Origin of the sequence: Paenibacillus sp. Soil724D2, from assembly GCF_001427935.1 — a bacterium.
GTDB lineage: Bacteria > Bacillota > Bacilli > Paenibacillales > NBRC-103111 > Paenibacillus_E.
On the sequence record NZ_LMRY01000001.1, the window covers coordinates 552,380 to 577,413 of the forward strand.

The 25,034-nt window shown below is 47.2% G+C and carries 15 protein-coding genes; 1 reads left to right on the forward strand and 14 read right to left on the reverse strand.

Annotated features, from left to right (window positions below):
* The first annotated feature begins 64 nt into the window (after positions 1–64).
* Positions 65–1,198, forward strand: a complete 1,134-nt coding sequence (locus ASG85_RS02645; protein ID WP_060645283.1) for a hypothetical protein — start codon at positions 65–67, stop codon at positions 1,196–1,198.
* A 193-nt stretch (positions 1,199–1,391) separates the two neighbouring features.
* On the opposite strand, the gene ASG85_RS02650 is transcribed toward ASG85_RS02645, so the two are convergent.
* From ASG85_RS02650 to ASG85_RS02715, 14 genes are all read right to left on the reverse strand, one after another.
* Complete coding sequence (locus ASG85_RS02650) at positions 1,392–3,338, reverse strand: stalk domain-containing protein (protein WP_060645284.1); 1,947 nt, start codon at positions 3,336–3,338, stop codon at positions 1,392–1,394.
* Positions 3,339–3,491: 153 nt separating this feature from the next.
* Positions 3,492–4,589, reverse strand: a complete 1,098-nt coding sequence (locus ASG85_RS02655) for a hypothetical protein (RefSeq protein ID WP_063860121.1) — start codon at positions 4,587–4,589, stop codon at positions 3,492–3,494.
* 173 nt (positions 4,590–4,762) lie between these two features.
* Positions 4,763–5,242, reverse strand: coding sequence for an NUDIX hydrolase (locus ASG85_RS02660; RefSeq protein ID WP_060645285.1), 480 nt, complete (start codon positions 5,240–5,242; stop codon positions 4,763–4,765).
* Positions 5,243–5,287: 45 nt separating this feature from the next.
* Positions 5,288–8,776 carry an SbcC/MukB-like Walker B domain-containing protein gene (locus tag ASG85_RS02665; protein WP_060645286.1) on the reverse strand — a complete coding sequence of 1,163 codons (3,489 nt, stop codon included), beginning with the start codon at positions 8,774–8,776 and terminating at the stop codon, positions 5,288–5,290.
* An 82-nt stretch (positions 8,777–8,858) separates the two neighbouring features.
* Positions 8,859–10,037 (reverse strand): exonuclease SbcCD subunit D, encoded by a 1,179-nt coding sequence (locus ASG85_RS02670; RefSeq protein WP_060645287.1) that lies wholly within the window; start codon positions 10,035–10,037, stop codon positions 8,859–8,861.
* A 64-nt stretch (positions 10,038–10,101) separates the two neighbouring features.
* Positions 10,102–14,055 carry a helicase-exonuclease AddAB subunit AddA gene (gene addA / locus ASG85_RS02675; protein ID WP_060645288.1) on the reverse strand — a complete coding sequence of 1,318 codons (3,954 nt, stop codon included), beginning with the start codon at positions 14,053–14,055 and terminating at the stop codon, positions 10,102–10,104.
* A gap of 22 nt (positions 14,056–14,077) precedes the next feature.
* Positions 14,078–17,608: a helicase-exonuclease AddAB subunit AddB gene (addB, locus tag ASG85_RS02680; RefSeq protein ID WP_060645289.1), complete on the reverse strand. Its 3,531-nt coding sequence runs from the start codon at positions 17,606–17,608 to the stop codon at positions 14,078–14,080.
* A 194-nt stretch (positions 17,609–17,802) separates the two neighbouring features.
* Positions 17,803–18,285, reverse strand: a complete 483-nt coding sequence (locus ASG85_RS02685) for an SRPBCC family protein (protein ID WP_060645290.1) — start codon at positions 18,283–18,285, stop codon at positions 17,803–17,805.
* A gap of 5 nt (positions 18,286–18,290) precedes the next feature.
* The gene (locus tag ASG85_RS02690) at positions 18,291–18,509 is read right to left on the reverse strand and encodes an ArsR/SmtB family transcription factor (protein ID WP_235550056.1); all 219 of its coding nucleotides are present in this window, start codon (positions 18,507–18,509) and stop codon (positions 18,291–18,293) included.
* A 123-nt stretch (positions 18,510–18,632) separates the two neighbouring features.
* Positions 18,633–19,748 (reverse strand): citrate synthase/methylcitrate synthase, encoded by a 1,116-nt coding sequence (locus ASG85_RS02695; RefSeq protein ID WP_060645291.1) that lies wholly within the window; start codon positions 19,746–19,748, stop codon positions 18,633–18,635.
* A 166-nt stretch (positions 19,749–19,914) separates the two neighbouring features.
* The gene (locus ASG85_RS02700; protein ID WP_060645292.1) at positions 19,915–20,682 is read right to left on the reverse strand and encodes a glucose 1-dehydrogenase; all 768 of its coding nucleotides are present in this window, start codon (positions 20,680–20,682) and stop codon (positions 19,915–19,917) included.
* 89 nt (positions 20,683–20,771) lie between these two features.
* Entirely contained in the window at positions 20,772–21,755 is a 984-nt protein-coding gene (locus tag ASG85_RS02705) for an aldo/keto reductase (protein ID WP_060645293.1), read from the reverse strand.
* A 57-nt stretch (positions 21,756–21,812) separates the two neighbouring features.
* Complete coding sequence (locus tag ASG85_RS02710; protein WP_060645294.1) at positions 21,813–22,700, reverse strand: TolB family protein; 888 nt, start codon at positions 22,698–22,700, stop codon at positions 21,813–21,815.
* A gap of 881 nt (positions 22,701–23,581) precedes the next feature.
* Positions 23,582–24,952 carry a class I SAM-dependent rRNA methyltransferase gene (locus tag ASG85_RS02715; RefSeq protein ID WP_057303122.1) on the reverse strand — a complete coding sequence of 457 codons (1,371 nt, stop codon included), beginning with the start codon at positions 24,950–24,952 and terminating at the stop codon, positions 23,582–23,584.
* Between the last annotated feature and the right edge of the window lie 82 nt (positions 24,953–25,034).

The window sequence follows — 25,034 nt, forward strand, 5'->3', positions numbered from 1 at the left end:
AACTTCATGCAGCGTCAGCCGTCTAATCAATAGTCAATGAACATCTGTTGGGGGTGCTTTTCGTGTGAAAGTTAAGCGAAGATTGAAGTTATACGCGGGGATCATCATTGCAATTGCAATTCTCCTGCTTGTTTTGAACATAACGCTGCAGCCTCCCCATAAACCATCGAATCCTGCAGCTATCCTGCCAAGTACAACGATGCCAACAAACTCAGATCCTGTTCCTTCAAGCTCGCCAACCCCAGTTGTTCCAATTGACTTAAAACCAACGATGCGTTGGTATGATCCTGCATCTATTCGTATCGGAGATCAAGTAGCCGCGTGGAAAATCACGGATAAGCAGCAAGAAACTTACGGTAAAGGATCTGTTGCCTACACCATGGAAAGTGAGGCAATAATATCCGGTTCGTTTATGGTTAACTACGAAGATGCAGATTACAATAGCAATCAAATAGTGTTTATTGCAGATGAGAAATCCTCCTTTGGATTACCTCAACCTCTAGTTTTTAAAGGACATTCCAACAGAATGATTCTGCATATACCTAAGTCCGAAGATCAGAGTAGATTCGGGATTCCTGGTTCTACGGGCCGTGCAACAATCGTCATCCATAAATACTTTTCGGTTTACGCTGATATCCTCGAAGGAGTTTCCGATGTGGCGGAAGTTAGCCAAATTAAAAAGGTGGAAACTACGCCTCCCCCTGCCACGGAAATCGTACAAACTGAATTTAATAACACACTTCAAACTTTCCCTTTGTCTCCACTCGCTTTGGATGCTGGCAAAGAGACGGATGCTGTATCACTTAAACTCATGCAAGATTGGTTCAAGCAAGTTAATAATCAATTCACCAAAAGCTTAGGTTCCTTTCATTTCAAACGGATTAGCCCTGCACAAAAAGATCAACTTCAAGAGTGGCTTATGCAGTCTTTCACCGAAGCCAAAGCCAAAGAAATACTTGCTATACACGCACCCCAATCAGGAATTCACCATCTTCTTTCCAGCAGTTCACTTGATCTTAAACCATTTGGTGAAGTCAAAGAAATTAAAAATCAGGAGCTCAAACTTGAAGATTCAGAGACATTAAGTTATACGGCTTTATACATCCTATCAGGCACCCATGATGCTCAGTTCACTTATGTTCTAAAACGTGTAAATGGGGCTTGGAAAATCCATCAATATGCGATGAAACTTATATGAAGAAAATGGCTTATTCCTTCCTTGACAAGCGTGTTTGTCAAGGCTGATGCCAAGCGACTTACATCCAAGACGTATGTTGTATAAAGTACATCAATGACTGATACTATCGTCTACTTTATAGGAAAAAAGCTGCTCCAACGCTCTGACTATCTTATCAGGCGATAGAACAGCTTCTTTTCATGAAGTCATTCTTCTATTTAGTTGTTATGGTAACCGTTCTGCTTGTGCCATCCCAAGCGACTTTGCCGCCAAATGTTTCCCCAACAAATCGAGCAGGCGCAAGTGTATAACCGTTCACCAGCTGAGCTGGCTCATCTAACTGAACAGCTTGGCCGTTCACATACACCGTTTTCTGATCAAGAGTTAGGCGTAACGTTGTACTTCCCTTTTTGGCAGTAACTGTTCTAGTAGCGGCCTCATAATCCACCGTTGCACCCATCGCTTCGAAAATCGCACGCAGCGGCGTGAATGTTGATCCTTTTACAATGACAGGTGCCTGCTCAAATTTCTGCTCTTTCCCATCAATTTCAACAGATACTTGTGAAGATAAACCGAAGGTACGCAAGGCTGTTTGTTTACCAGCTTTATTATAAACCCTGATCTGAATGACGGAACCCTCCGGAACATCCCCGGCTCGCAGCTCCAGACCGTAAGGCAGATCTGTTTGAGAAGCAATCACTTGTCCGTTTAAGATATACTCTACTTTACCAATGTAAACGTCAGGTATTTTGACAAAGGGAATTAACTTGGTTTGTTTCGTAAAAGCTTGATGATTCGCATCTACGGGTACATAGCCCACACGATCAGTAGGTTTAGCTGCGTCTGTTACCTTGGAAAGCAAATATGGATTAGCAATTAACTTGCTGTAGTAATTTTGGATCTCAGACGAAGTGGAAAGTGAATAGTCGTTTTTCGCGTTCTCCATCTTTTGATCGACATTAAAGTAAGTGATAGCCTTCAATCTTGGATATTTATAAGGCATAATCTCATATAAACGCTGCAGATTAAGCTTCGCCCATTCCGTGAAATCCTCGCCTGCCGAGTGCGCGTAATGCGGGACTCCTGTTTCACTTAACATTAACGGTTTACGGTCCGCATAGGTGTTGTAAAGCCTCGTTAACCTCTCTACACTGCTCGTAGAAATCATAGAAGGAAGAGACGGATCCCCATTTTCATAAGGCTCAATATATAAGCTAACTCCAACCCAATCTACATAAGCATCCCCCGGATAATAAGGGTCAATATCATTCGCTGGTACATCGCCAGGACTCCAAACCATCGCGACATTCGGTGCTTCAGCAGCGAATACATCGTGCAGCATACGTAATTTAGCAATATATTGGGCAGGGTTTCCGTGCCATTTGACCCAAGCTCCATTCATTTCCCCAGCAAAACGCAAGAAGATCGGGATCCCTGCCGCTTTGGCATCTTGTGCCCATTTACGCAAATAGGTGCCGTCTGTAACCGGATCTAGGCCATCGTCAGGTTCCCATGCAATTTGCAAAGCGCCACCTGCATCTTTAGCTCTCTTCGCATACATAGCGGGGAATTCTTGACCCCAGTGTGCATAGGCCAAATAAATCGCGTGCTTTTTACCATAAACCGTTTCCATTTTCGTAAAAATATTACCTACCTTGGGATCCTGTTCGGAGTACACCCCCAGATAAGTGCCATATGTAGGTTCAAACTTGGCCAATTGACTGTTCTTAGGCAGGGCTAATTGTTGTACCGTCGTCTCATTACGATCCTGTCTATACAATTCAATCGTTGTTCGAATTTGATCGGCACGCTGCAGCTTTACAGCCCCCCAATCTTTCCCGGCTTTTACCCAATATTCATTTTCGGATTCGTAAAAGCTAATCGCTTGATCGTAATCACCGATTGTATCGTAATAGGCGGCCAAGTTTCCATTGAATAAAGCTGCATTCTCCCATTCTCCCGTGCTCGCGTAGTGATTAGCCAGGAATTTCCAATGCGGCACAGCCTCATCTTTATTCCCACTTGCACGAAGTGATTCTGCTTTCTGCCAGTGATCCCATACGATGTCTGCACGAGCAGGCGCCGGCGCACTTGCTAGACTAGCTACGATAATTCCTACAGCCAACGTCATAATTCCGATTCTTTTTTTAGTGATTTTCAAGATAAGATGACTCCCTTCGACCCTGTTATAAGTTTTTATGTCCATAACTAATACGTTTTGAATGGAATAAAGTAGCATTTTGTCGAAAAATAAATAAAAAAGCAAAAAACCAATGTTTCTGGGCCCATTGGTTTTTCGATGAAATGATAGTATTTACTTAGAGGATTTAACTAGTACAGCGCGAGTGCGTTTACGTTGTTCATCTGTTAATTGCTGAACGTAGGAATAGTTACCTCGCGGAGCAATCCCTTTAATCGCGCCTGCTTTAAAAGTTCCGCCTGCTGCCGGAATGGCAATGCGTAACCCGTACGTGGACATTACTGTACCAATTGGATTACTAATCGAACGGAGGCCATCCGCTGTACCTGCGAAATTGAGCGCCGCTGCGAAGCGATCCGATGCGCGAAGCCATACAGAACCGGAATCACCAGGGAGCGAAACAGCACCCGTATTCCCACGAATAACCGATTGATTTCGGAACAATAATGTCCCTAAAGTTCCTCCATAAGAAACACGTACATCCACATTATTGGCTTCTACTGTTCCTCTGACAAACCCAGTTGTACGACCCGATTTAAACACTTGAAGACCGACAGGGTAGCTTAACAAGTGACCAGGAACTGTAACGAGCTGCCCCGATGCACTGACTAAGTATCTTGGATTCAATAAACTATTAGAAAACGGCAGAGCTATCGCTGAATCTTGGAAATTGACTTCACCCGGACGCAATCTCACGAATTGAAAGGCTCTCCCTATGGTATTACCGGCAATCGCTGCATCCGCTGGCCCTGGTTGCACGGTTGCTGAGAAGGCTGTGGAGTTGTTTTTAATGAGAACATGGTTGTTGCTCAGAATATAAAGCTGATTGTTTTTAATCACTATGACGCCTGCTGTTCCTGTGGAGAATGGATCCGGTTTACCAATACTTACTCCCCCGGGGACAGGACGAATTCTATTGCGAAACAATGTTGGCCGGATGGCTTTTGGTTTAGAAGATGAGACACTCGTTTTAAACATCCCTGAAGGGACAAACCGAACTGGAACTGCCTTGCCTGCTTTAGCAACCATTCCTTTAAGGCTGCTCAAACTGGAGGGGACGGTTTTTTGATGCGTGTAAACAATAACGCTTGCTCCGAGTGCCGGTTTACTGGGATCAGCATAGCCAACACCCACTGCCATGACCTCGGATCTTTTTAGTAAAACGGGGGAAAGTCTGTTCTTGTGTTTTAGCGCCTCATTAAATGTAGCCATTCACATTCTCCTCTTCCTTAAAGATGTTGCAGTGTATGCCAACTTGTACGAGTCGGTTTGATGACTTCACCTAAAGATGATTTGGAGGATGTAAAAAAGGCTAACGAAGTGGAGCGTCGTTAGCCTTGGATAGGGATATTGATTTGTGAATAAAATACTAGATTCTCTATGGCTTATGATTCATTTGTCACTTCATGCTTTATAATCTCGGAAGTTAATAGGACATGTATATCTCTTTTGATAAATTCGGGGTACACCTCAATTTGATTTAATTCATCAAATGAAAACCACCTAAAAATCAACCTGCCACCGTCTTCAATCCCATAAAATTCAGATTCCTTATTCATGATCTCATTATTCTCTGGTAATGAAATCAAATAATAAAATCCGAGCTCATGAAAATTATTACCATTTTCTGTAAATATTAATTCATGTACATAACAAAGACGCTCCACATGTGATAAGACGCCCAGTTCCTCTTGTATTTCTCTCACGATTCCGTCACTAGTTGATTCATTAAATTCCACACGCCCTCCAGGTAAAACCCAGTAATCATGTTCTGGGGTTGTATGTAGGAGGATCTTGTTGTTATGGACAGCAATCCCTGCAACTCTAAAATTAAACTTATTATTTTGTCTTTCGAAAGTTAACAAATGTTCACCTTCCTAAGTAAATTCTGAGCAGTATACAAGAAGAAGCTACAGTTCCTCAACGACAATGCGACTCCCGCGCCCAGATGGCTCTGCTGGGAGGACGATTAATTTACGAGCTAGACGAGCACGGAGCTCTGGAACGTGGGAAATGACGCCCACGGCTAGACTATCCATATGAAGCTTCTCTAGCGCTCCAATGACCATGTCCAGCAGCTCTTGGTCGAGCGTACCGAAGCCCTCATCGAGGAAGAAGAATTCCAGCGGGTATTCCCCCTTCAGCTGGATCTGTGCCGAAAGCGCGAGCGCTAACGCCAGCGAGGTAAGGAACGTTTCACCGCCCGACAGCGTGCTTACCGGGCGCTTCACCCCGCCGTTGGCATCATCACGGATGACAAAGCCTCCTCCGGAGTCGACCTCAATCGCGTAGCGTCGACGCGTCAATTCACCTAGCCGCTCTGAAGCAGCGCGGCTAACTTGCATGAGCTGCTCTTCGGCGAGGTATTCGACGAAGGCATTGGCCTTAAGGACGGCTTGCAGCTTGCCAAGCCGTTCCAGCTGCTCTGCCTGTTCGGCACGACGAGCCTCAAGCTCGCACCACCGCGCATGCCGCGTAGCGAGCTCGCTCGCGCCCTGCGCCGCCTTGGCCCGCGTCTCGAGCGTGGCCTCGGCGGCCGCTTTCGCGGCGCTCAGCTGCGCCTGCGACTGCGCCCACTCGTCCGCGCTCAGTACGCGGCCTTGCAGCTTCGCTGCCAGCTGCGCCAGCTGGGCGCGCAGCGCCTGCTCGCGCTCGCGGTGCTCCGCCGCGAGCTGCGCCCACTGGCGGCGCTGCTCGGGCGCCAGCGCCGCGGCTTCTGCGGCTTCGCGCGTCGCGAAGCCGTTATCCGTGAGCGCGCCGTGCAGCGCGCGCTCGGTCTGCGCCAGCTGCCGCGCGGCGGCGGCGGCGGCTTCGGCGGCGGCGCTGTAGCGCTGCGCCGCCAGGAGCTGCTCGCGCTGCGCAGCAGCGTGCGCGAGCTTGGTCATCTGCGCGAGCTGCCGCAGCTGCTCTAGCGCGGAGGTCGCCTCCGCGATGAGCTGCGGCACAGCCGCGCCGGGCGCGCGCAAAGCGAGCTGCCGCGACTTGTCGGCGGCGAGCTGTGCCAAGCCCTGCAGCCGTTCATGCAGCTGCAGGGCAGTACGATCCTGCTCCAGTGCGGCGCGCTGGAGTTCATCGATCTTCCCGTTTAGCTCGTCAAGAAACGGGATGCTCTTCTCAATTCGGCCGCGGAGCTCCTCGGCTAATTGCTCATTGGCAAGAAGCAGTTCAAGCTGCTGTTCTACGTCTATCCAAGAAAGTTCCGCATAACGCTCCTGCCAACCTTTTAACTGCTCACCTAGCGTTGTTGTTATTGAAGCTAGCCTGCTATCCGATTCTGATAACAAGCTCCCAGCCGCTTGCATCTGAGCATCTGCTTGCACGAATTGTTGTGCGAGAAGCGCATGCTCTTTCTGCATACTTTGGAAAGAATGCTCAAGTTCTTCAGACTGGGAAATACAGGTAGACAGGCTTGCCTCCATAACTTTCCATTCCTCATGCAAAGCCTCAAAACTTATATCTTCATGAAGCTCCCCAAGATTGGCATTAGCTTCTTCTTCTTTCCCAGCAGCTGCCTCACCCCAAGCCATAGAGGATTGTTTACTGGTCAATTCAGCTTGTTCCTGACCGGATGCAGCTAAAACCGCCCCCAAATCAACAGCCTGCCGATGGACTGCAGCCAATCTGCGCAGCAGCTGCTGCCCCGTGAATTGTTGCTCTTTTGCATGCTGAATCAGCTCTTCTACTTGTCGAATCAGCTCTTCATTTGCCCCCAGATCATAGGCAGTTTCAACGGGCACTTCCCTATGCAGCTTTAATGGATGTTCTGTCGCACCACATACAGGGCAGTGTTCCCCATCCACAAGCTCACTGGCAAGAATCGCTGCCAAAGCATGACGCTCTTGTTTTTTCCAACTCAACTTCTGTCTCTCTTTGTAAGCTTGCAAAGCAGGAACGAACTTGGTGAATGCTGCACTTTGCAAGTTAACCTCATTACCAGTTTCCTGCAGTTTATTCAGCCATCCTGACAATTTAACCTGATAGGCTTGCTGCTTGGCTGCCAATTGCAATTGACTTTGTTCCACTACCGAGTAAGCCCCAGCTTTTTCTTCTCTGGCCTTCTTAGCTTCAAGCTCTTGGGCTTGGAGTTGTTCAATTGCCTTCTTTTCTTGAGAAGCAGATTGTAATAGCTGTCTGGATACAGATGTGGTTTCCACCATTTTCAGCTGCTCTTTAAGCTCAGTTTGTTTAATGATTGCTTTTTGTTTTGTTTCTACGTTTTTACTCACTTCAGCCTGCAAATGCGTTAAAGTTGCCTTGATTTCAGCTTCTTGATTCTGAGTGGTTTGAATTTGACTTTGAACTTGTTCAAGCTCTTGCTGAATGACTAGAGCCTGCTGCAGCTGGTCCAACCGCAATAAAAGCGGCCCTTCCTGTAAAGCCAGCTCTTGCTGCGCATGTTCAAATTTGTGAACAGCTTGCTGATACGATGTTTCAGCTGTCTGCTTTGAAGCTTCTGCAATCTCAAGCTGCGTCTTCCCTGTCAACACATCTTTGGAAGCCAAAACATGCTGTTCCAGATAGGGCCTCACCTTTTCAGCCTGCTCTGCTTTTTGAAGAAGGAGCTCCTTCTCGAGGATTAACGGCTCTTGTTCCTGCTGCTTTTGCTTTTCTTGTTCCAGCGTTTTTTTCTCCATCTGCCACTGAAACACCTGCTTATGCTCGTCATAAGACTTCTCCTGCTGCTCCAAATGATGACGACTTCGAACCGCCTCTTGTTCTGCTTCCAGAAGTTTGGCATTGGCCTCTTCTAGCGCTCTCTCTGAAGCATCACCAAGCCCCTGCTGCTCTGCAGCGAGCTGCTTTACTGTGCTGTCCGTTTCTTTCACTTTGGAACTAACCTTCGCGCTCAAATGATCCCCATACTGTTCAAGGTGAAATAGCCTCTGCAGCATTTGCCTGCGATCCTTGCCGGTCAACGTCAGAAATTCTGCGAATTTCCCTTGCGGGAGCACGACAGCTCTCGTAAAGTCCTGCATAGACAAACCCAGAATATGCTGTACCTGCTGATTCACCTCACCCGCTTTATCTGCAAGTACAATGGTCTCAGTCCCTTTGATATGTAAAAGCCGAGAAATGGTCCCGTTTATGGACATCTCCGCTCCGCGCTTGAATTGCCGCTCAACACGATAACGCTCAGTGCCAGCCGCATTCGTCAGCTCAAACGTAAAAGAAACGAACAGCGTCTGCTCCGCATGATTCATAATCGCTTGCGTGCCACCGCTTGCTCTTTCCACTTTGCCATATAACGATAGCGTGATCGCATCAAGAATGGATGATTTCCCACTGCCCGTTGGCCCAAATATGCCAAACACGCCCGCATCCACTAATTGGCTAAAATCGATCGTCTGCATTTCTCGATAACTCTGAAGTCCGGACATTTGCAACTGAATTGGACGCATACGCTTGTCCTCCTTTCATAAAAGCACTAGAGCTTGTTATATGTTCCATCTGTTTTTTTCTTTGTTAACATCAAAATCAGTCTTATTCCCCAGCAGCATCCGCCAAATCCTTCTCTTGCAGCAGCTCCAAAAACAACCGAACCAATTCTGGTTCAGGCTGAGCGCCGCCTGTTTGACGAGAGTAGAAACGCGTGAAGTGCTCCTCCATCGACAGATCAGATCTGGATACCACGGCTCGGACTGCCTCCATCTCCGGGTAAATTGGCCGAATATGTATAAAGCCTTCGTATGCTTTGCGCAGCGATTGAATCTGTTCGATAGACATGGCTTCTGTCATTGTGACTTCCAAATCGATCCAGGCAGAAGCATCGCGTTGTTCATCCAGCCATTGATGTACTTGCCCAATTCCTTCTTTGGCTTTCCAACTCACTAGAGGGCGGCCCGAAGTAAGAAATATTTCCTTAGGCTCGGCAGCTTTTCCCGGAGCTAGATCGAGCACTGTGACCGACTTCGCTTGGCCTGCTTCCGAGAAGCTGTAGGCGATAGGGGAACCACAGTAACGGATAGGAGACGCTGCTTTCACATTTTGCGGTCTATGCAAATGGCCAAGCGCAACATATTGCGCTCCTGCCGTCAGAGCATTCGTATCTACCGTGTAGGCTCCCCCTACTTGGATGGGACGTTCCGATTCCGTTTCATGACCGCCAAGAACATACAAATGGCTCATGATCAGATTCACTGTGCCGACTTCAAAAGAAGCCGCTTGTTTACGAATAAGTGCACCCACGCGTTCGGAATATTTGCTGCGCAGTACTTCCTCCTCGGCAACATCCGAAAGCAGCTCCTTGAGTCGTGATTCCGACGGGTACGGCAGCGCAATCAGACGTGCCAGCTCGCCTGTTCTTGCAATACCAATCGACTGAATGTCAGGGACCGGTAAGCCAATAATCGTGATCCCTTGTTTAGCCGCAAGCGGACCTGATGCTGCAAGCCGATCCGGATGATCATGGTTGCCGGAGATTATGGCCACTTGGCGCTTACCGCCATCAGCCAATCTGGCAATGCCTTCATAGAAAAGCTGTTCAGCAGCAGCGGGAGGATTTACGCTGTCATAGATATCTCCTGCGATCAGAACTAAATCGATGGCTTGATCTTGAACAATCTGCACAAGCTCATCCATGAAAGCCGTCTGTTCCTCTAACCGGCTGCGCCCTTCAAGTGTACGTCCAAAGTGCCAATCGGCTGTGTGTAGAATTCGCATAACTCAACTCCTTTCTAAACATTTCATATGCTCCGTATCTATCTATTTATCTATCTATCACCTTTTACATCTCCAACAATTTCGCCCCGTCAAAGAAATACAAGAACTTCCCTTTCACAGGACGCTTCCAAATATGTTCCACGGCTCGGGTATACAGTGTTATTTGCTTCTCATAACGCACCATCAGTTCTGCGTCATTGTTTCCCTTTACTGCATCCGTTTTATAATCAACCAACACGAGTCCTAGCTCGTCTTCGAATAAACAATCGATAACCCCTTGAATTAACACGGTCTCACCTATCGTGGAGCGGTCAGTTCCCAGGTAAACTTCATCCGCAGGCAATCCGTAGCTAAATGGCACCTCACGCTGCACGTTCGCAGCTTGTACCATTCTCTTACCAACTTCTGTTTCGAAAAACTTCAATACAACCGGAATATCTACAACATTACATTGCTCCTGAGTAAGCGTTTGTTTGTTCAGCATCTCCTCAAGAGTTGCCTGTATGCTTGATTCCGTCGGTGTTCCCTCCAGAGAAAGATTCTGCATGACAGCATGAACAACCGTACCCTTTTCAGCTGCAGTTAGCTTTTTCTCTTCCATGAATCTAGGCCTGCGCCATACCGCAGTCTTTGGCTTCACCTGCGATTCATCCAAAGCAGCAGCTTCTGCTCCAGACGGGAATTCCATTTCTCCCGCTATGCGATTCCGTTCAGACAAACGCTTCATTTCCGATACTGTGGTCTTAGCAAAATGCTTTGGCGCATCCGGATATTCGTATGTCCATGAGAGCCGATCCTCCAACCAATCCTTCCATCTACCCGCCGTAGGTACAGAATGACTTTGATGAACGGCTGACATTCGTTCTGCGTCGGGTAACACACTTTCAGCTTCCAACTGTTCTTCCATTTGCAAGCTCTCGGGCTGGATAACCGTTAACTTCCATTTTGAAGGATCTTGCAACAGACGCACGCTAGAAGATGACTCACTAATGCCCAGGCGTTCTCTCCACAGAGCCGCATCTGGATGACGAAGCAGGGCAGGTCCGACCCAATCGAGATAGCTCTTTGCCTTCGCCAATTCAAAGTCCGGCAAATACCAATCTGTCCTAGACAGATGACGGCCCCACCCACGCAGCAGCTTATCGAGTGATTTCACAGTGCCAAGTAAATACAGCTTTTCTCTCGCCCTTGTGAGAGCAACATACAAGACGCGCATTTCCTCTGCAAGCAGCTCTAGCTTCATTCTTCTTTTGATAGCTAAGGAAGGCAGTGTCGGATAGCTTACACGCAAATTCGTATCCACAAAACGAGGTCCAAAGCCGAGCTCTTTATGCAGTAAAAACGCGTCATTCAAATCACGTTGATTGAACATTTTGGCCATTCCTGCCACGAATACAACAGGGAACTCAAGCCCCTTACTTTTATGAATGGACATGATGCGAACCACATCTTCTTGTTCACCGAGCGCACGCGCTGTGCCTAGGTCTCCGCCACTTTCTTTCATTCGTTCGATAAAACGCAGGAAGCGGAATAATCCCCGTAGAGATGTGCTTTCATATTGTCTTGCACGATCGTATAACGCTCTTAAATTTGCTTGTCTTTGCAAACCACCAGGTAGTCCCCCGGCGAAATCGTAATAACCCGTTTGTCTGTAGATGCTCCAAATTAAATCGGCAAGTGAGCCTTGTCTAGCGTCATTCCGCCACTTTTCTAGAAGCCCAAGAAAATGGTTCAGCTTTTGTAAAAGAACTTCGTTATCATCCGACTCTGCACTTTTAACTACCTGTAAGACAGACTCGTAAAAAGGCACTGATTTATCCGCGACCCTGATTTGCGCTAAATCCTCAGCGGTTAGCTGCACAACCGGTGAACGCAGTACGGCCGCTAATGGCACATCCTGATACGGATTGTCGATGACTTTCAACAAGGAAAGCATCACTTCTACTTCTGTTGCAGAAAAATATCCGGTGCTCAGTTCCGCATAGGCCGGTATGCCCTGCTTTTTGAGTTCTTCAATGATGACAGGAGACCACGCCTGCGTCGCCCGCAGCAAAATGACGATATCGCGATAGGTCGCAGGACGATCCCCGCCCGTTCTTTTATCAAAAACCCGAAAAGCTTCCTGTCCTCCTACACCCAGCAATCCTCGAATTTGGCGGGCAATCGTGCGCGCTTCCAGCTGCGCTGTTTCTAGTTCTTGCGCTTCTATTACGGGATCAGAGGCTCCTTCGGCCCCCTCTCCAAAAGCTTCTGATTCTTGATCATCGGTATCATCAGTGAACGATTCACTTTTGTCTGGCACTTCCGTCCCACGATCGACAATCAGCATTTCTACCGAACAGTCGGAAGCAGATGGCGGATAGCCCGCTCCGTATACAAGTTCTGCGCGCTCATCATAAGCGATTTCACCAACAGTTTCGTTCATCATTTGTTTAAAAAGAAAATTGACCGCATCGACAACCTGAATGCGACTGCGGAAATTACGCGCCAAATCGATTCTTCCGCCTTCTGCAGACGTTTCTGGCGATTCATCCTTATTGGAACGGTACGCCTTATACTTCTCCAGGAAGAGACCTGGCTCAGCAAGACGGAACCGATATATACTCTGTTTCACGTCGCCTACCATAAATCGATTGCCAGGCTTCGTATTCGAGATTAGTTCAACAATAGCTTCCTGTACGCGGTTCGTATCCTGGTATTCATCCAGAAGTACTTCCACGAATTGTCTGCGATAAGCCTGAGCAGCCTCGGATGGAATCAGTTCCCCGGGAATAGAGCCCTCTGCGCTAAGAATTTGTAAACAATAGTGCTCCAAATCAGCAAAATCGATCAAACCCTTAGCTTGCTTAGCTTCTTGATACCGCTGTCCAAAGTCAACAACCAGATCCACTAACGTGTGAAGCAAAGGAGCCATTTCGGCAATTTCTTGATGGAATTGTTCAGGTGTACGCCCGAACAGTTCTTCCTTCATTTTGTTAATTTGCTCTTTGGCTTTATTGCGCAGTTCTTTGACTTCCTCTTGCAGCTCTTTGTCATAATCATCGCCTTTGCATGCTTTGAGCTTGCCAAACTCGACAGTCTGGAAACCAAGATACAAGACGGACCACGGATAGGTGGTCGTTTCACGCAAATTGTTTACGAGCAGCAGATCTTCTCGCAGATTGTCCAAATACGGCGCTGGACCTCCAGGGGATTCAGCGATCTGCTGCGCTTGCCGCAGCAGATCAGCGGCTCCTTCCAGCTCTAAAGACAGGTCGCGGATCAGACTCTGCTCCCAGATCGAATAGTCCGCTGGCGCAGTCGCAGCAGCAACGTAAGGCAGCGCCTCCTGCATGACGGAGGCTGCCTCATCCGGCACGTCCTGCGGTACCTGCGGCGCCGCCGGTCCAAACATCGAAGCCGTTGCCCTGAGCCAGTACTCCGGCCACGGATGACTGCGTGACACATCATACAGCTTCTGAATAAGCTGCATGATCGCGTCGTCGTTGCGCTCGCCGCTGAATGAATCGACCAGCCGCCAGAAGGAGCTGTTCTCTCCGCTCACGGCGTAGTACTGCTCAAGCATTTCGCCTAACAGGTCTTGGCGAAGCAGGTCAGCCTCCGTCTCGTTTGCGATACGGAAGCCCGGGTCTAACCGAATGAGGCTGAAGTAACGTTGAACAACTTCCAGACAGAAGGAATGCAGCGTTGTAATCGATGCGCGTCCCATCAGTGCGAGCTGCTTGCGCAAATGCTGCGAATGCGGCTGCTTCATCAACTCTTTTTCCAGTGCTTCACGAATACGATGCTTCATCTCAGATGCCGCTGCCTTGGTAAACGTCGCGACCAGCAAACGGTCAACATCAATCGGCTCCCACTCATTGGATATCCGGCGTATAATCCGCTCGACGAGTACGGCGGTTTTGCCTGAACCAGCAGCAGCGGCAACAAGCATGTTTTGACCCTTGAGTGTAATTGCATCCCATTGATCATCCGTCCATGTGCTGCCGGGTGGCTTAGACTGTTGTTGTTTATTCACGTATGTACGCTCCTTTCTGCTTTTATGATTGGCTCACATTTTGCTCCAGATCGGACCAAAGCTGATCTTTGCCCCGTTGTTTGAGCTGATGAACCTCATTGCCTTCAAATAACGGATCAAATTGACAAATCGATTTATACGAACAATGCAGACAGGCTGTTTTTTTACCCAAACGGTACGGAGCAATATCTACATGTCCATCCGTGATACCCGTTCCGATCTGTTTGACCTGTTTCCGCACATATTTACGAAGTGTATCCCACTGTTCATCCGTTGCTACTGAAGAGGTTGAATAGAAGGTTCCATCCTTCTTCAAGGCAACTGGGATAAGCTGTGAGTGACCTGAACTCTTCACCAGCTCATCGTCCATCATACCGGCTACTTCCGCATCAGCTGTGATTAGGCCTTTCATTTTATACCGTTTGCGCAGCTCCTTCTCCACTTCAGAGGGGTCGAGGGCATTTTTTTGCTGGAGCATCGGATTGTGCACATGGAAATAAAGCACGCCTGCCGGCCTCGCTGCAATTCCCAACCACTGCTCCGCATGCGTAATAATGACATCCAAATACGTCAGCATCTGCAGGGAAAGACCATAATACACCTCAGATAACTGTAAGGAAGTTTGACTCGATTTATAGTCAATAACGCGCAAAAGAACACCTTGCTCGCCATCCGCTCGATCCACACGGTCAATTCGACCGATAATTTCCATAGTGCAGCCATTATCCAACTCGAAGGTCAGTGACGGCAATTCTTTGCCTGGTCCAAAATCAATCTCCAGCCCCAGTGGCTGGAACTGTCCATGCTTGGCATGCTCACCGAGCACAACTGCTGCTCTGCCTACAACCTGCTTCAGTTTTCTTGCTATGTAAGCATAACGGCTTGAACTTAACAGAATTTCTCCCTGGAGCCTTGGCGCGAGCTCGTCCACGACCTGAGCGGAACGCTTCATGCATTGCTCAGCTGTAAGCGAGCCCCAGTCGAGCTGATCCTGCTGGAGCTTTTGGACAAACTGATTTAGCGCTGCGTGAAACAATTGCCCAATGTCCGGAGCATCTAGTCGATAAACCCGTCTTTCCTGCAGTCTTAAGCCATGGGACACGAAATGCGAGAAAGGACAAGCCACATACTTCTCCATTCTCGATACACTTGCACGTAAATTTTGCCCATATAGAAGCTTACTTGTCTTCGAACTGAGGCCATTCTCTTTATTCGTATATTGCAGCGCCTGAACTAATGATTGCAGCTTCAGCTGCCATGAAGGCTGTTCGGCATACCAATTGTATGTTTCCCACCAAAGGTCAGCCATTCGTCCACCTAGCATCCAATGCTTCATGCGGACAGCCAAATAGGAGATAGCTTGAATAGGGTGTGAAATATAAGCCGCCTGTTCGCCTTCTGGTGATTCAGCTGCTGGTTCAGCAAGTAAAAGCGGGGCTTCTGTTCCCGGAAAAAGCTGACGCATTTGCTTGATTAGCTCCGAAGGCAGAAGGGATTTCCCTTCCTCATCGGCAAGCGGATAGCTCATCCAAAGCCTATTACCAGGAACGGTTAACGACGTATACACAATAAACTGCTCGTCCAGCAGCTTGCGTCGACTGCCATCGGCCATTGGCAAGCCTGACTCTGTCAGTACACTTCTTTCCGCTTCCGTAAGGACGCCCTTTTCATCCATTTGAGCAGGGATAACACCATCGTTGACGCCCAAAATGTAAGCATATCGAATCCCGCTGGAACGTGTCCGATCCATGCTTCCAATCAATAGCTGATCCATCGAGGGTGGTACTAAGCCAAGCTTCATGCTCTCCATACCCGTCTCAATTAGTCCGTTAAAAAGCTCCAGACTCAAGTCGTCTTCCCCCATCGTCTCCACCAATTGATCGAGCATATCCATGACGCTATCCCACATTTGGCCATGCTCTCGCGCTTTTTCTGGCTTCCCATCTTGGATAGCTTGCTCACTCCATGCCTCTAATTTCTCAGGAGCCTGAACAGTGACCAGAAGCTCATATAGCGCTTCAACCTGATCTTTAACGGAGCTTGCTTGCTGTAAACGTTTCGAAAAGGCAAGGAGCGGTCTTACTACCCACGCTTTGCTCGTATTTAAGGACTGCAGCTCTGCCGTTTGCTCCTGTACACCATCGTCCGCTTGCTCCAAATTAGCTCGGAATTTAAAGGTCCATGGCTTGCCGTCCGTCCATCTGTACCCTTGAATGCCGAAAGCAAGCACATAATTCTCTAATTTATCCAGCTCCGTCCGCTGGGAAGCTTCTTCGATCGGCAGCAGCAGATCCGTCTTGACACATCGAAATACGGCATCGTAATGCCAATTGTGTTGCACAACCTCCAAGGCCGAGCGAATGAATTCAATGAGTGGATGATGAAGGACTGAACGCTTTTGGTCGAAAAAGTGAGGAATGTCATAATCGGTCAAAACTGCTTTTAACAAATCCTGATAGCCATCCATGTTCCGTACCATGACCGCAATTTCCCGCCATCGAACTCCTTGTTCACGAACCAGCTGCAGCATATCCCTTACGGCACCCTCAACCTCAGCACGGCGATGGACAGCCTCTCTAATAACAAGCTGGTCGCTTAATTTCTCGTTTGGCGCAGGCTTATATTGCCCAGCACCGCCGCCTATACGTCGATCGAACTTCCGCTCTAAATAGCCTAAAGCGGGACTATCTTCATAACGCGGCGAAGTTTCAGGAGCCAAGAGATGAACTTCAGCTGATGGTAAACCAAGCTTCCATATGAGTTCTTGCATCCGCACCATCGTGGTTGCTGTCGGGTGAAACAAATCCAGCTCATCGGGCGTATCCCCGGCCTGCAGCTCTCGATCAAGACAAAGTGTCACCGTCACCTGTTTGCAAGCAGCGAATAGTGCGCCAAGCACCGCAAACTCCTGCGGCGTAAAGCCGTGAAAACCATCGATCCATACCGATGCCGACCGCAAATAAGCGGAATTCGGTATTTGCTCCGCCAGCAGCGTTAAATAATCCTCGCCGTCCAAATACTGACGGGAAAGCTCAGATTCAAATTGCCGATAAACCAGCCCTATGTCATGCATTTTATCGCGCAGCAAACCGCTCTCTCCGAGCGTAACCACACGTCTACTCTCGTGTTCTTCCAGCTGCTTAGCGGTTACACAATACCGTTTCATTTCTGTGAAAAGCTGATTCAGCCGGTCTACGAAACCCATTTGCTCCGCCGAATGACCGAATAGGTGAAGCTTGTCTTTATATTTATGTAAAATGCTGGTTAGCAGCAATTTCTTGCCTGTATCATCAATGGGCAGCCTCGCTGTGCCGCCTTCTTCTTGCATGACACGCCATGCCAAACGGTGAAAGCTTAACACCTGAGCGCGGATCATTCCACGAATGCTTGGATCAGAGACAAGCGCATGCTCCGCCTGAAACGTTGCTTGCTCAGGAACGAGTAAAATAAGCGGATGACCTTCCGGCTCTGCCGCCAAATGCTGCTTCATCTCTGTGAGACAGCGTTCGCTTTTGCCACTTCCAGCTCTGCCGATTAGGAATCGAATGGACATATACAGGGCCTCCTTAGTGCTTTCCTTGGAAAACTTGCTTCGTAAGCATATTCTTTGTTCTCATATCTCTCCTATTCTATCATACTTTTGGTAGAAAAGAGGTGTGGGAGATGATGGGCTTTCGCTAAAACAAATAAGCTGTTCCCCCGCCATTAGGGCAGAGAGATCAGCTTATATGTGACATATGTTTTTTTCTAAACAATACGGCTGACTGCTATTTTGTATTTTTCATACCACTGTTCCCATTCGCCTTTTGGAAAGTCCATGAAGTGTCCATCCAATAAAGCGTACATCATATCTAGGCAAATGTGCCATCCCGATAAATCTTTGGGCGTATGATCGGTTATTGCGCTAATAAACTCATTTAATACGAGTAAACAGCCTTCCGGCTTTGGATATAATTCAAAGCGAACTCGATCCTTACCCCACTCGAATTCCAGGATGGAGTATGGCTTGAAATCTGTAATTTTCATATCGATAAATGTCCCAGATTCGTCCTTCATATCAAATTTGATATTTCCCCCAATGCGAAGATCCTCAACTTGGAGATTAGACATCCATCTGGCGAGCTTATCATTCTCCGTTAAAGCAGCCCAAACTTTTTCAACGGAATGTTTGAGTGGACGATCGAAGCGAGCGATATAGCCACCTTCAACTTTTTGTATGGAAGCTAACATATTCTTTATTCCTCCTCATCTAAAAACTGTTCAAGCGCATCCAGCCTGTTCGACCAAACTTGACGATAAAGCTCTAGCCAATTATCAATTTCTACTAACGGATCTGCACGTAAATGGTAAATATGCTTCTGCGAATCTTTGCTAATCGTCAGTAAGCCTGCTTCCCGCAATATGCGAAGATGTTTGGATACGCCTGGGTTAATGGCTTTATTCTGATTTCGCATGATAATAACCGTCCTGTTTTTATTATATAACCACACGGTTATATTACCATAGATAGAGTTATATAGTTTCAAGTTTGAGCAACACAAAAAAAGCAAGGCTTAGTTGCCTCACTTAATTAGATATTATGGCTGTTGCAAAGCAGCAGGCATCTCGCCGATATAAACCGATTGCGGACGAAAAATGCGATTACAGCTTGCCTGTTCTAATAAATGAGCCGTCCATCCGACCACACGGCTAGCTGTAAAGCTAGGAGTAAATAAAGATTTCGGCAAAGCGATGGCCCGCATAACAGCCGCTGCATAAAACTCTACATTCACATACAATTTCCGTCCAGGCTTATAGACAGCCAACAAATCGACGGCCAACTTTTCAACGTGAATTGCAAGTTCGAACCATGGATCCTTTGAAGCTAATTCCGTCATGATTTGCCTTAACGCTTCCGCTCGAGGATCGCTCGTTTTATAAATGCGATGTCCAAAACCCATCAGTCGATTACCTGTTTCCAGCTGTTCAGTCAACCATGATTCCGCACGATCTTTGGCTCCTATTTCATCCAACATATGAAGGACTTCAGATGGCGCTCCGCCATGAAGCGGCCCTTTCATCGCGCCAATCGATGCGCAGAGAGCTGAAGCAATATCAGATTGTGTAGACAGCACTACACGTCCTGCAAACGTAGAAGCATTCATTCCATGTTCCATAGCTAATATGAAATAAGCCGTTAACACTTTCACATGTACAGGCTGCGGTTCTGTGCCAGTTAGCATGTACAAATAATTGGCTACATGATCCAGCTCTGGATTAGGTTCAATGGGCTGAAGTCCCAATGACTGTCGATACTTATAAGCAATAATGGTTGGCAGCAAAGCTGTGTAAGCCAAGACTGATTCATATTGGGGAGGCCAAGCAGCTTCCTTCACGGACTCTGTTCCTAGAAACGAGATCGCTGTACGAAGCACACTCATCATATCACTTTCCAGTGACAGTAAGTTTAAAGCCGCTTTCAATGTTTCGGGCAAACGCCGATGCGCCGACCATTGGGCTCTGAAATGGACAAGTATCTCCTCTGTTGGCAGCTCACCATGCCAGAGTAAATAAGCCACTTCTTCGAAGCTCTTATCCAAGGCTAACTTCTTAGCCTCATAGCCGCGATATACAAGATATCCTTTCTCCCCATCCACCAAGGACAATTCTGTTTCTGCTGCAATAATGCCTTCTAAACCAGTTACGGATACCATACTGTCATCTTCCTTTCGATGAGAAGTGAAATTGTTCTTCTCTCATCTTAGTCGGTAATGACAATTTCATCCAATCGGATTTTCCTTTCATCTCGATAAATAAAATTCAATAAAATAAATGTATCGATCATATAAATTTATCGATATGACTTCATTTATGATACCGCTATTCTTCTTCGTAAATCATTTTAACGGTCATCCCACCGTCAATAGTTAGATTCTGGCCGGTGATGAATCCAGCCTTTTCATTGGATAAATACAGACAAGCAGCCGCGATATCCTCCGGTTTCCCCACCCGGCCTACTGGGTGCTGATTTCGATCTGTTTCTGAATGGACAACGATTTCCTTCCGAGAAGAGAGCTGCCATTCTCTTACTTCGATCCAGCCTGGAGATATCGAATTCACACGTATTCCATAGCCGCCTAAACTAACGGCCATAGCGTGCGTTAATGCAGCAATTCCACCTTTGGAAGCGGAATATGCCTCCGTATTCGGTTCTGACATGAACGCCCTCGTGGATGCTATGTTAATGATTGAACCACCCTTACCGTTCTGCTTCATGATTCTGGCGGCGGCTTGCGAACAGAGAAATGCCCCTCCCAAATTAACGGAAATCACTCGTTGAAACTGCTGTATCGTGAGCTCTAAGACATCAGCATTGTGCATAATCGCTGCATTATTAACTAGAACATCGAGACCACCCAAATCAATAGCCGTAAGTTCAATCCAGTGCTGTACTTCTTCTTCCTTCGATACGTCCAATTTCATGAACATCGCATCATCCGTGTATGGACGCAGAAGCTCAATCGTTTCCAAGCCAGCATCTTTATCGACATCCGCAATTGAGATACCATATCCTTCCTGAGCAAAAGCCATGGCAATGGCGCGTCCTATACCTTGACCTCCTCCAGTAATTGCTGCAATTTTCCTCATAGAGTACCTCCTCCCTAGTAGGTTATTAAGCCTTTTTCCATGACTTTACCATGCCCAAAAAATCGGATAGCATTTAACTTTTGAGGAAATTAATAGGGCCCCCGAATATGATCATTCACCTTATCCTGATAAAAGTTTTGAATACGTACCAGCTCCTCTGGTGTGAACGAAGGAACATGTACTGTACCGAGGTTATCCTCTACCTGACGTTCGTTTTTAAACCCTGGAATTACGCAAGTAATGTCCGGATTGTCCAGAATCCAGCGCATTGAAGCTCGGGCCATATTTCCACGGCCTTCCGCAATCCAAGCCAGCTCCCTAGCCAGCTCAACACCTTTATTGAAGGGCAGTCCTGCGAACGTTTCACCCACGTTGAACTGGGCACCGTCTGCATTGAAACTCCGATGGTCATCCGCAGCAAATGTGCTCGTTTCTGTAAATTTCCCGGTCAGTAGCCCGCTTGCCAAGGGTAATCTTACAAGAATTCCTACGCCCGCTGTTTTCGCCTTTGGAAATAACTCTTCGGCAGGTTTTTGGCGGAACAAGTTGTAAATGACTTGAAGCGCCTTAACGCCAGGAATCCCGATAGAGAATAAGCCTTCCTCAACCGTCTCTACACTCACCCCGTAATGGCGGATTTTGCCTTCTGTTTTTAGCTTGTCGAGTACTTCGAACACATGTCCATCCTTCAAAATAGAAAGTGGCGGACAGTGAATTTGATACAGATCGATTCTTTCACGTTTCAATCTTTTCAAGCTGCTCTCACAATAGTGACGCACCGATTCCTCGGAATACGTACTAAGATCGTGAATATCGCCGGCGCGGCAAAACTTCGTAGCAACATAAATGTCATCTTCTTTTCCTTTGGTGGCTTTAGCTAAAAGCTCTTCTGCATGGCCAGAGCCATAAACATCGGCCGTATCAAAAAAGTTTACCCCCGCATCCATTGCGTGATGTAGACCTTTTAGCGCCTCATCATCATTTGAATATCCCCATCCGCCCCCAATTCCCCATGTACCGAAGCTAACTTCACTAACTTGAAGCTCTGTGTCTCCCAGTTGACGATATCTCATACGCCTCTCCTCCTTCGTGTTATTGCTCACAATTTGTGTGAAGATTATTCAACATATCTAATCTGTTTCCTTTGGCTGATAGCTAACAAAAGCCAGATGCCTGCTGTCGGGCGACCAAGAATTGACGTTGATTGTACCCTGCCCCCCAAACAGCTTAACCAGCGTACGAAATTCTCCACCAGCACTAGACATCAGTCGAAGTTCTACATGCTTATTCGCTGGATGGTCTCCAGGGGCGACATCATCCTTGTAGTAGGAAATATAGGCTACGGATTCTCCATTGGGAGAGATATGCGGGAACCAGCTGTTGCTTTCATCAAATGTTATTTGTGTCTGTTCACTGCCGTCAGCATTCATTCGCCATACCTGCATAAGGCCAGTACGGACTGAGTTGAACCAAATGTGCATGCCATCCGGCGAGTATTCGGGGCCGTCGTCAAGACCGGGAGAATCAGTCAGTTGCGTTTCAACACCGCCGGTTACAGGAATGGTATAAATATCATACTGCCCGTTCCGTTCGGCGCAATAAGCTAATGTGCTGCCGTCTGGCGACCAGCCATGCAAATAGCTGGGTGCCATTGGTGTGATGAGGACCGGACTACCGCCATTTAAAGGCAAAACATAAATGCGCGAATGACCGTCCTCCTGAGTATGGTGACTTACCGCAATGTGAGTATTGTCAGGTGACAGCACATGGTCGTTGTTACATTGCGTGGCATATCCCGTATCAATAATCGTACTTTCTAGTGTGGCAAAGTCGAAGGAATAGAGGTGACCTAGGCTATTATAAATGAGCCGCTTACCATCAGCCGTCCAGTTAGGCGCTTCGATTAGCCCGTTGAATTGGGCCAATACCTTTCGTTCGCCAGTCTGAATATCCACAGTTTCGAGGGTACTAATCACATTTCGACCTAAGATTTTGTTAGGTTGCTTTAAAGTATTCATTTGTTGTTTGCTCCTTTGCCATTTCATTGTTTGAAGTGGGATCGCAACTTTAAGAAAAATTACAATAGGTATGTATGTATTCAAGTGTTTCTTCTCTATTACCTTCTTTCCATCCTTTACAAATTTGGTTATAGACAAAAAGGCCTTAACCTGAAAAGGTTAGGCACTTTTGCTGCAACGATGTTTTTCATCGTTAGATTCAAGTTCAGGTAGCATTATGATTGCTGCAACGATGTTTTACATCGTTAGATTCAAGTTCAGGTAGCATTGTGATTGCTGCAACGATGTTTTACATCGTTAGATTCAAGTTCAGGCAACATTGTGATTGCTGCAACGATGTTTTTCATCGTTAGGAGGGGGATTGGGAGTATAACGGCTCATAAAAGGTTGATGGAACGATGTTTTTCATTGTTGCAAGGGAGCTCAATCTTCGTTCCAACGCTGCAACGATACTTTTCATCGTTGTGTTACAGGTCGGTAAACACGGCGTGCACTGTTTATCGTGTTCAGCCTAACTCACAGACATCTTCGACTACTTTTTGGACAACCACCACTTAATAAAGGGGCTGTCCAAAAAGTCATATTCGGGAAAATCAGCTCTCACTTTGTGAATTACGCATTTTGCCTACTACTACCATTGGATTAATCCAGTGGTAGTAGAGATTTGGCGACCTAAAAGTCAATTCCATTGGATTATTCCAATAGAATCATGAATTTCATAGCCTGAGAGTAGATTCATTGGAAAAATCCAATGGAAGAATGAATTTCGTTCTGCATACCGATTGGAATGTCCCAGAAGGTAATACGGCTTAAGGGGCTGTCCCCAAGTAGATTTCTACTTTTGGGACAGCCCCTTACAAAGTCCAATCTATTCGTTATTCCTACTTACTCCGTACCTCAAAGATGGCAAACTTCAAGTAATGTCCCTCGTCTACACCGAGGATGCGAGGATGGTCCATGCCCGCCTCACGGAACTCGATTAAACGTAGAATTTTACCTGCGTCAGTCGCCGCCGCGTGAATAGTCTCTAGGAATAACTCAGGGTGCATGTGATACGAACAACTCGCTGTTACCAAGTATCCGCCTTCGTTCACTAGCTTCATACCGTGCAAGTTAATATCTTTGTAGCCGCGGCAGGCGCCTTCCACGGCGCTCTTCGTTTTTGCGAAAGCAGGAGGATCAAGAATGACTACATCCCAAGTCCGTCCACCTTCTGCAACCGGCTTCGACGTATCCACTTTAGCTTTACCGCTGCCCGCATTGGCACGAACTTTACGCTCGTCCAATCCCTTGACTTGAGTACGCAAGTATTCGAAAGCATCTGCGACCACAAACTCTACGCGTTCTTCAAAACCGTTCAACGCAACGTTCGTCCGCGCACTTTCAATCGCATGCTCCGAAATATCGAGGCAGGTTACTTTTTTCGCACCAAATTTACAGGCATTTAACGTGAAGCTCCCCGTATGCGAGAAACATTCCAGCACCGAAGCGCCGTCCCAATATGGAAAGGAAACGATTTTGCCATTCGCATTCACAGGGAGTGTCTGGCTCACGCCATCCTCCTCAACCTCTTTCAATTCAATTCCGCTGCGATGGCCCCATCCTGTCATTAGGGGAGCGATGGCTGCGCGATTCTCTCTTTGGTCAAAGAAATAACCGGTTTTCTGACCTTCTTCAATGTCAACGCGAATGCGCAGGCCATTTTCTAAGATGTCAACATGCTTGGGACACTCGCCATACCGTAAGCCCTTGGTCTGTTTCAACCCTTCCAGCTCACGAATCGAAACATCACTGCGTTCAAATATGCCTGTGGGCTTCACAACCTGAACTAATGCGGCAACAATTTGTTCTCTGCAGCGATCCATTCCCATGGTGAGAATCTGAACAACCAGCGTATCCTCAAATTTATCTACAATGAGACCCGGCAAAAAGTCGGCTTCCCCATAAACCAAGCGATAAGATTGCGCATCTTTCACAAAGCGCTTGCGATGCTGCAAGCATCGCGTAAACCGTTCAACAAAAAATTCTGTTGTCATCGCTTCAAGCGGTTTATAGGATACGATCCGGACCGTAATTTGGGAAGCCTCGTTATAATAACCCGTTGCTAGGTATTGGCCGAGATGCGTTTGAACAGGAATTAGCTGTCCTGGTTCGATCTCACCATCTACACGATCGATTTCACTTTTGTATACCCATGGGTGTCCTTGCTCTAAACGAGGTTTGCGTTTCTTATGTAAAAATACTGCTGCCATTATGCTTTTAGCCGTCCTTTTTTGTGAAACCGTTCACTCTCATCAGCTTGCTTGTCATGCTTGTCTGTACGGTCACATATAT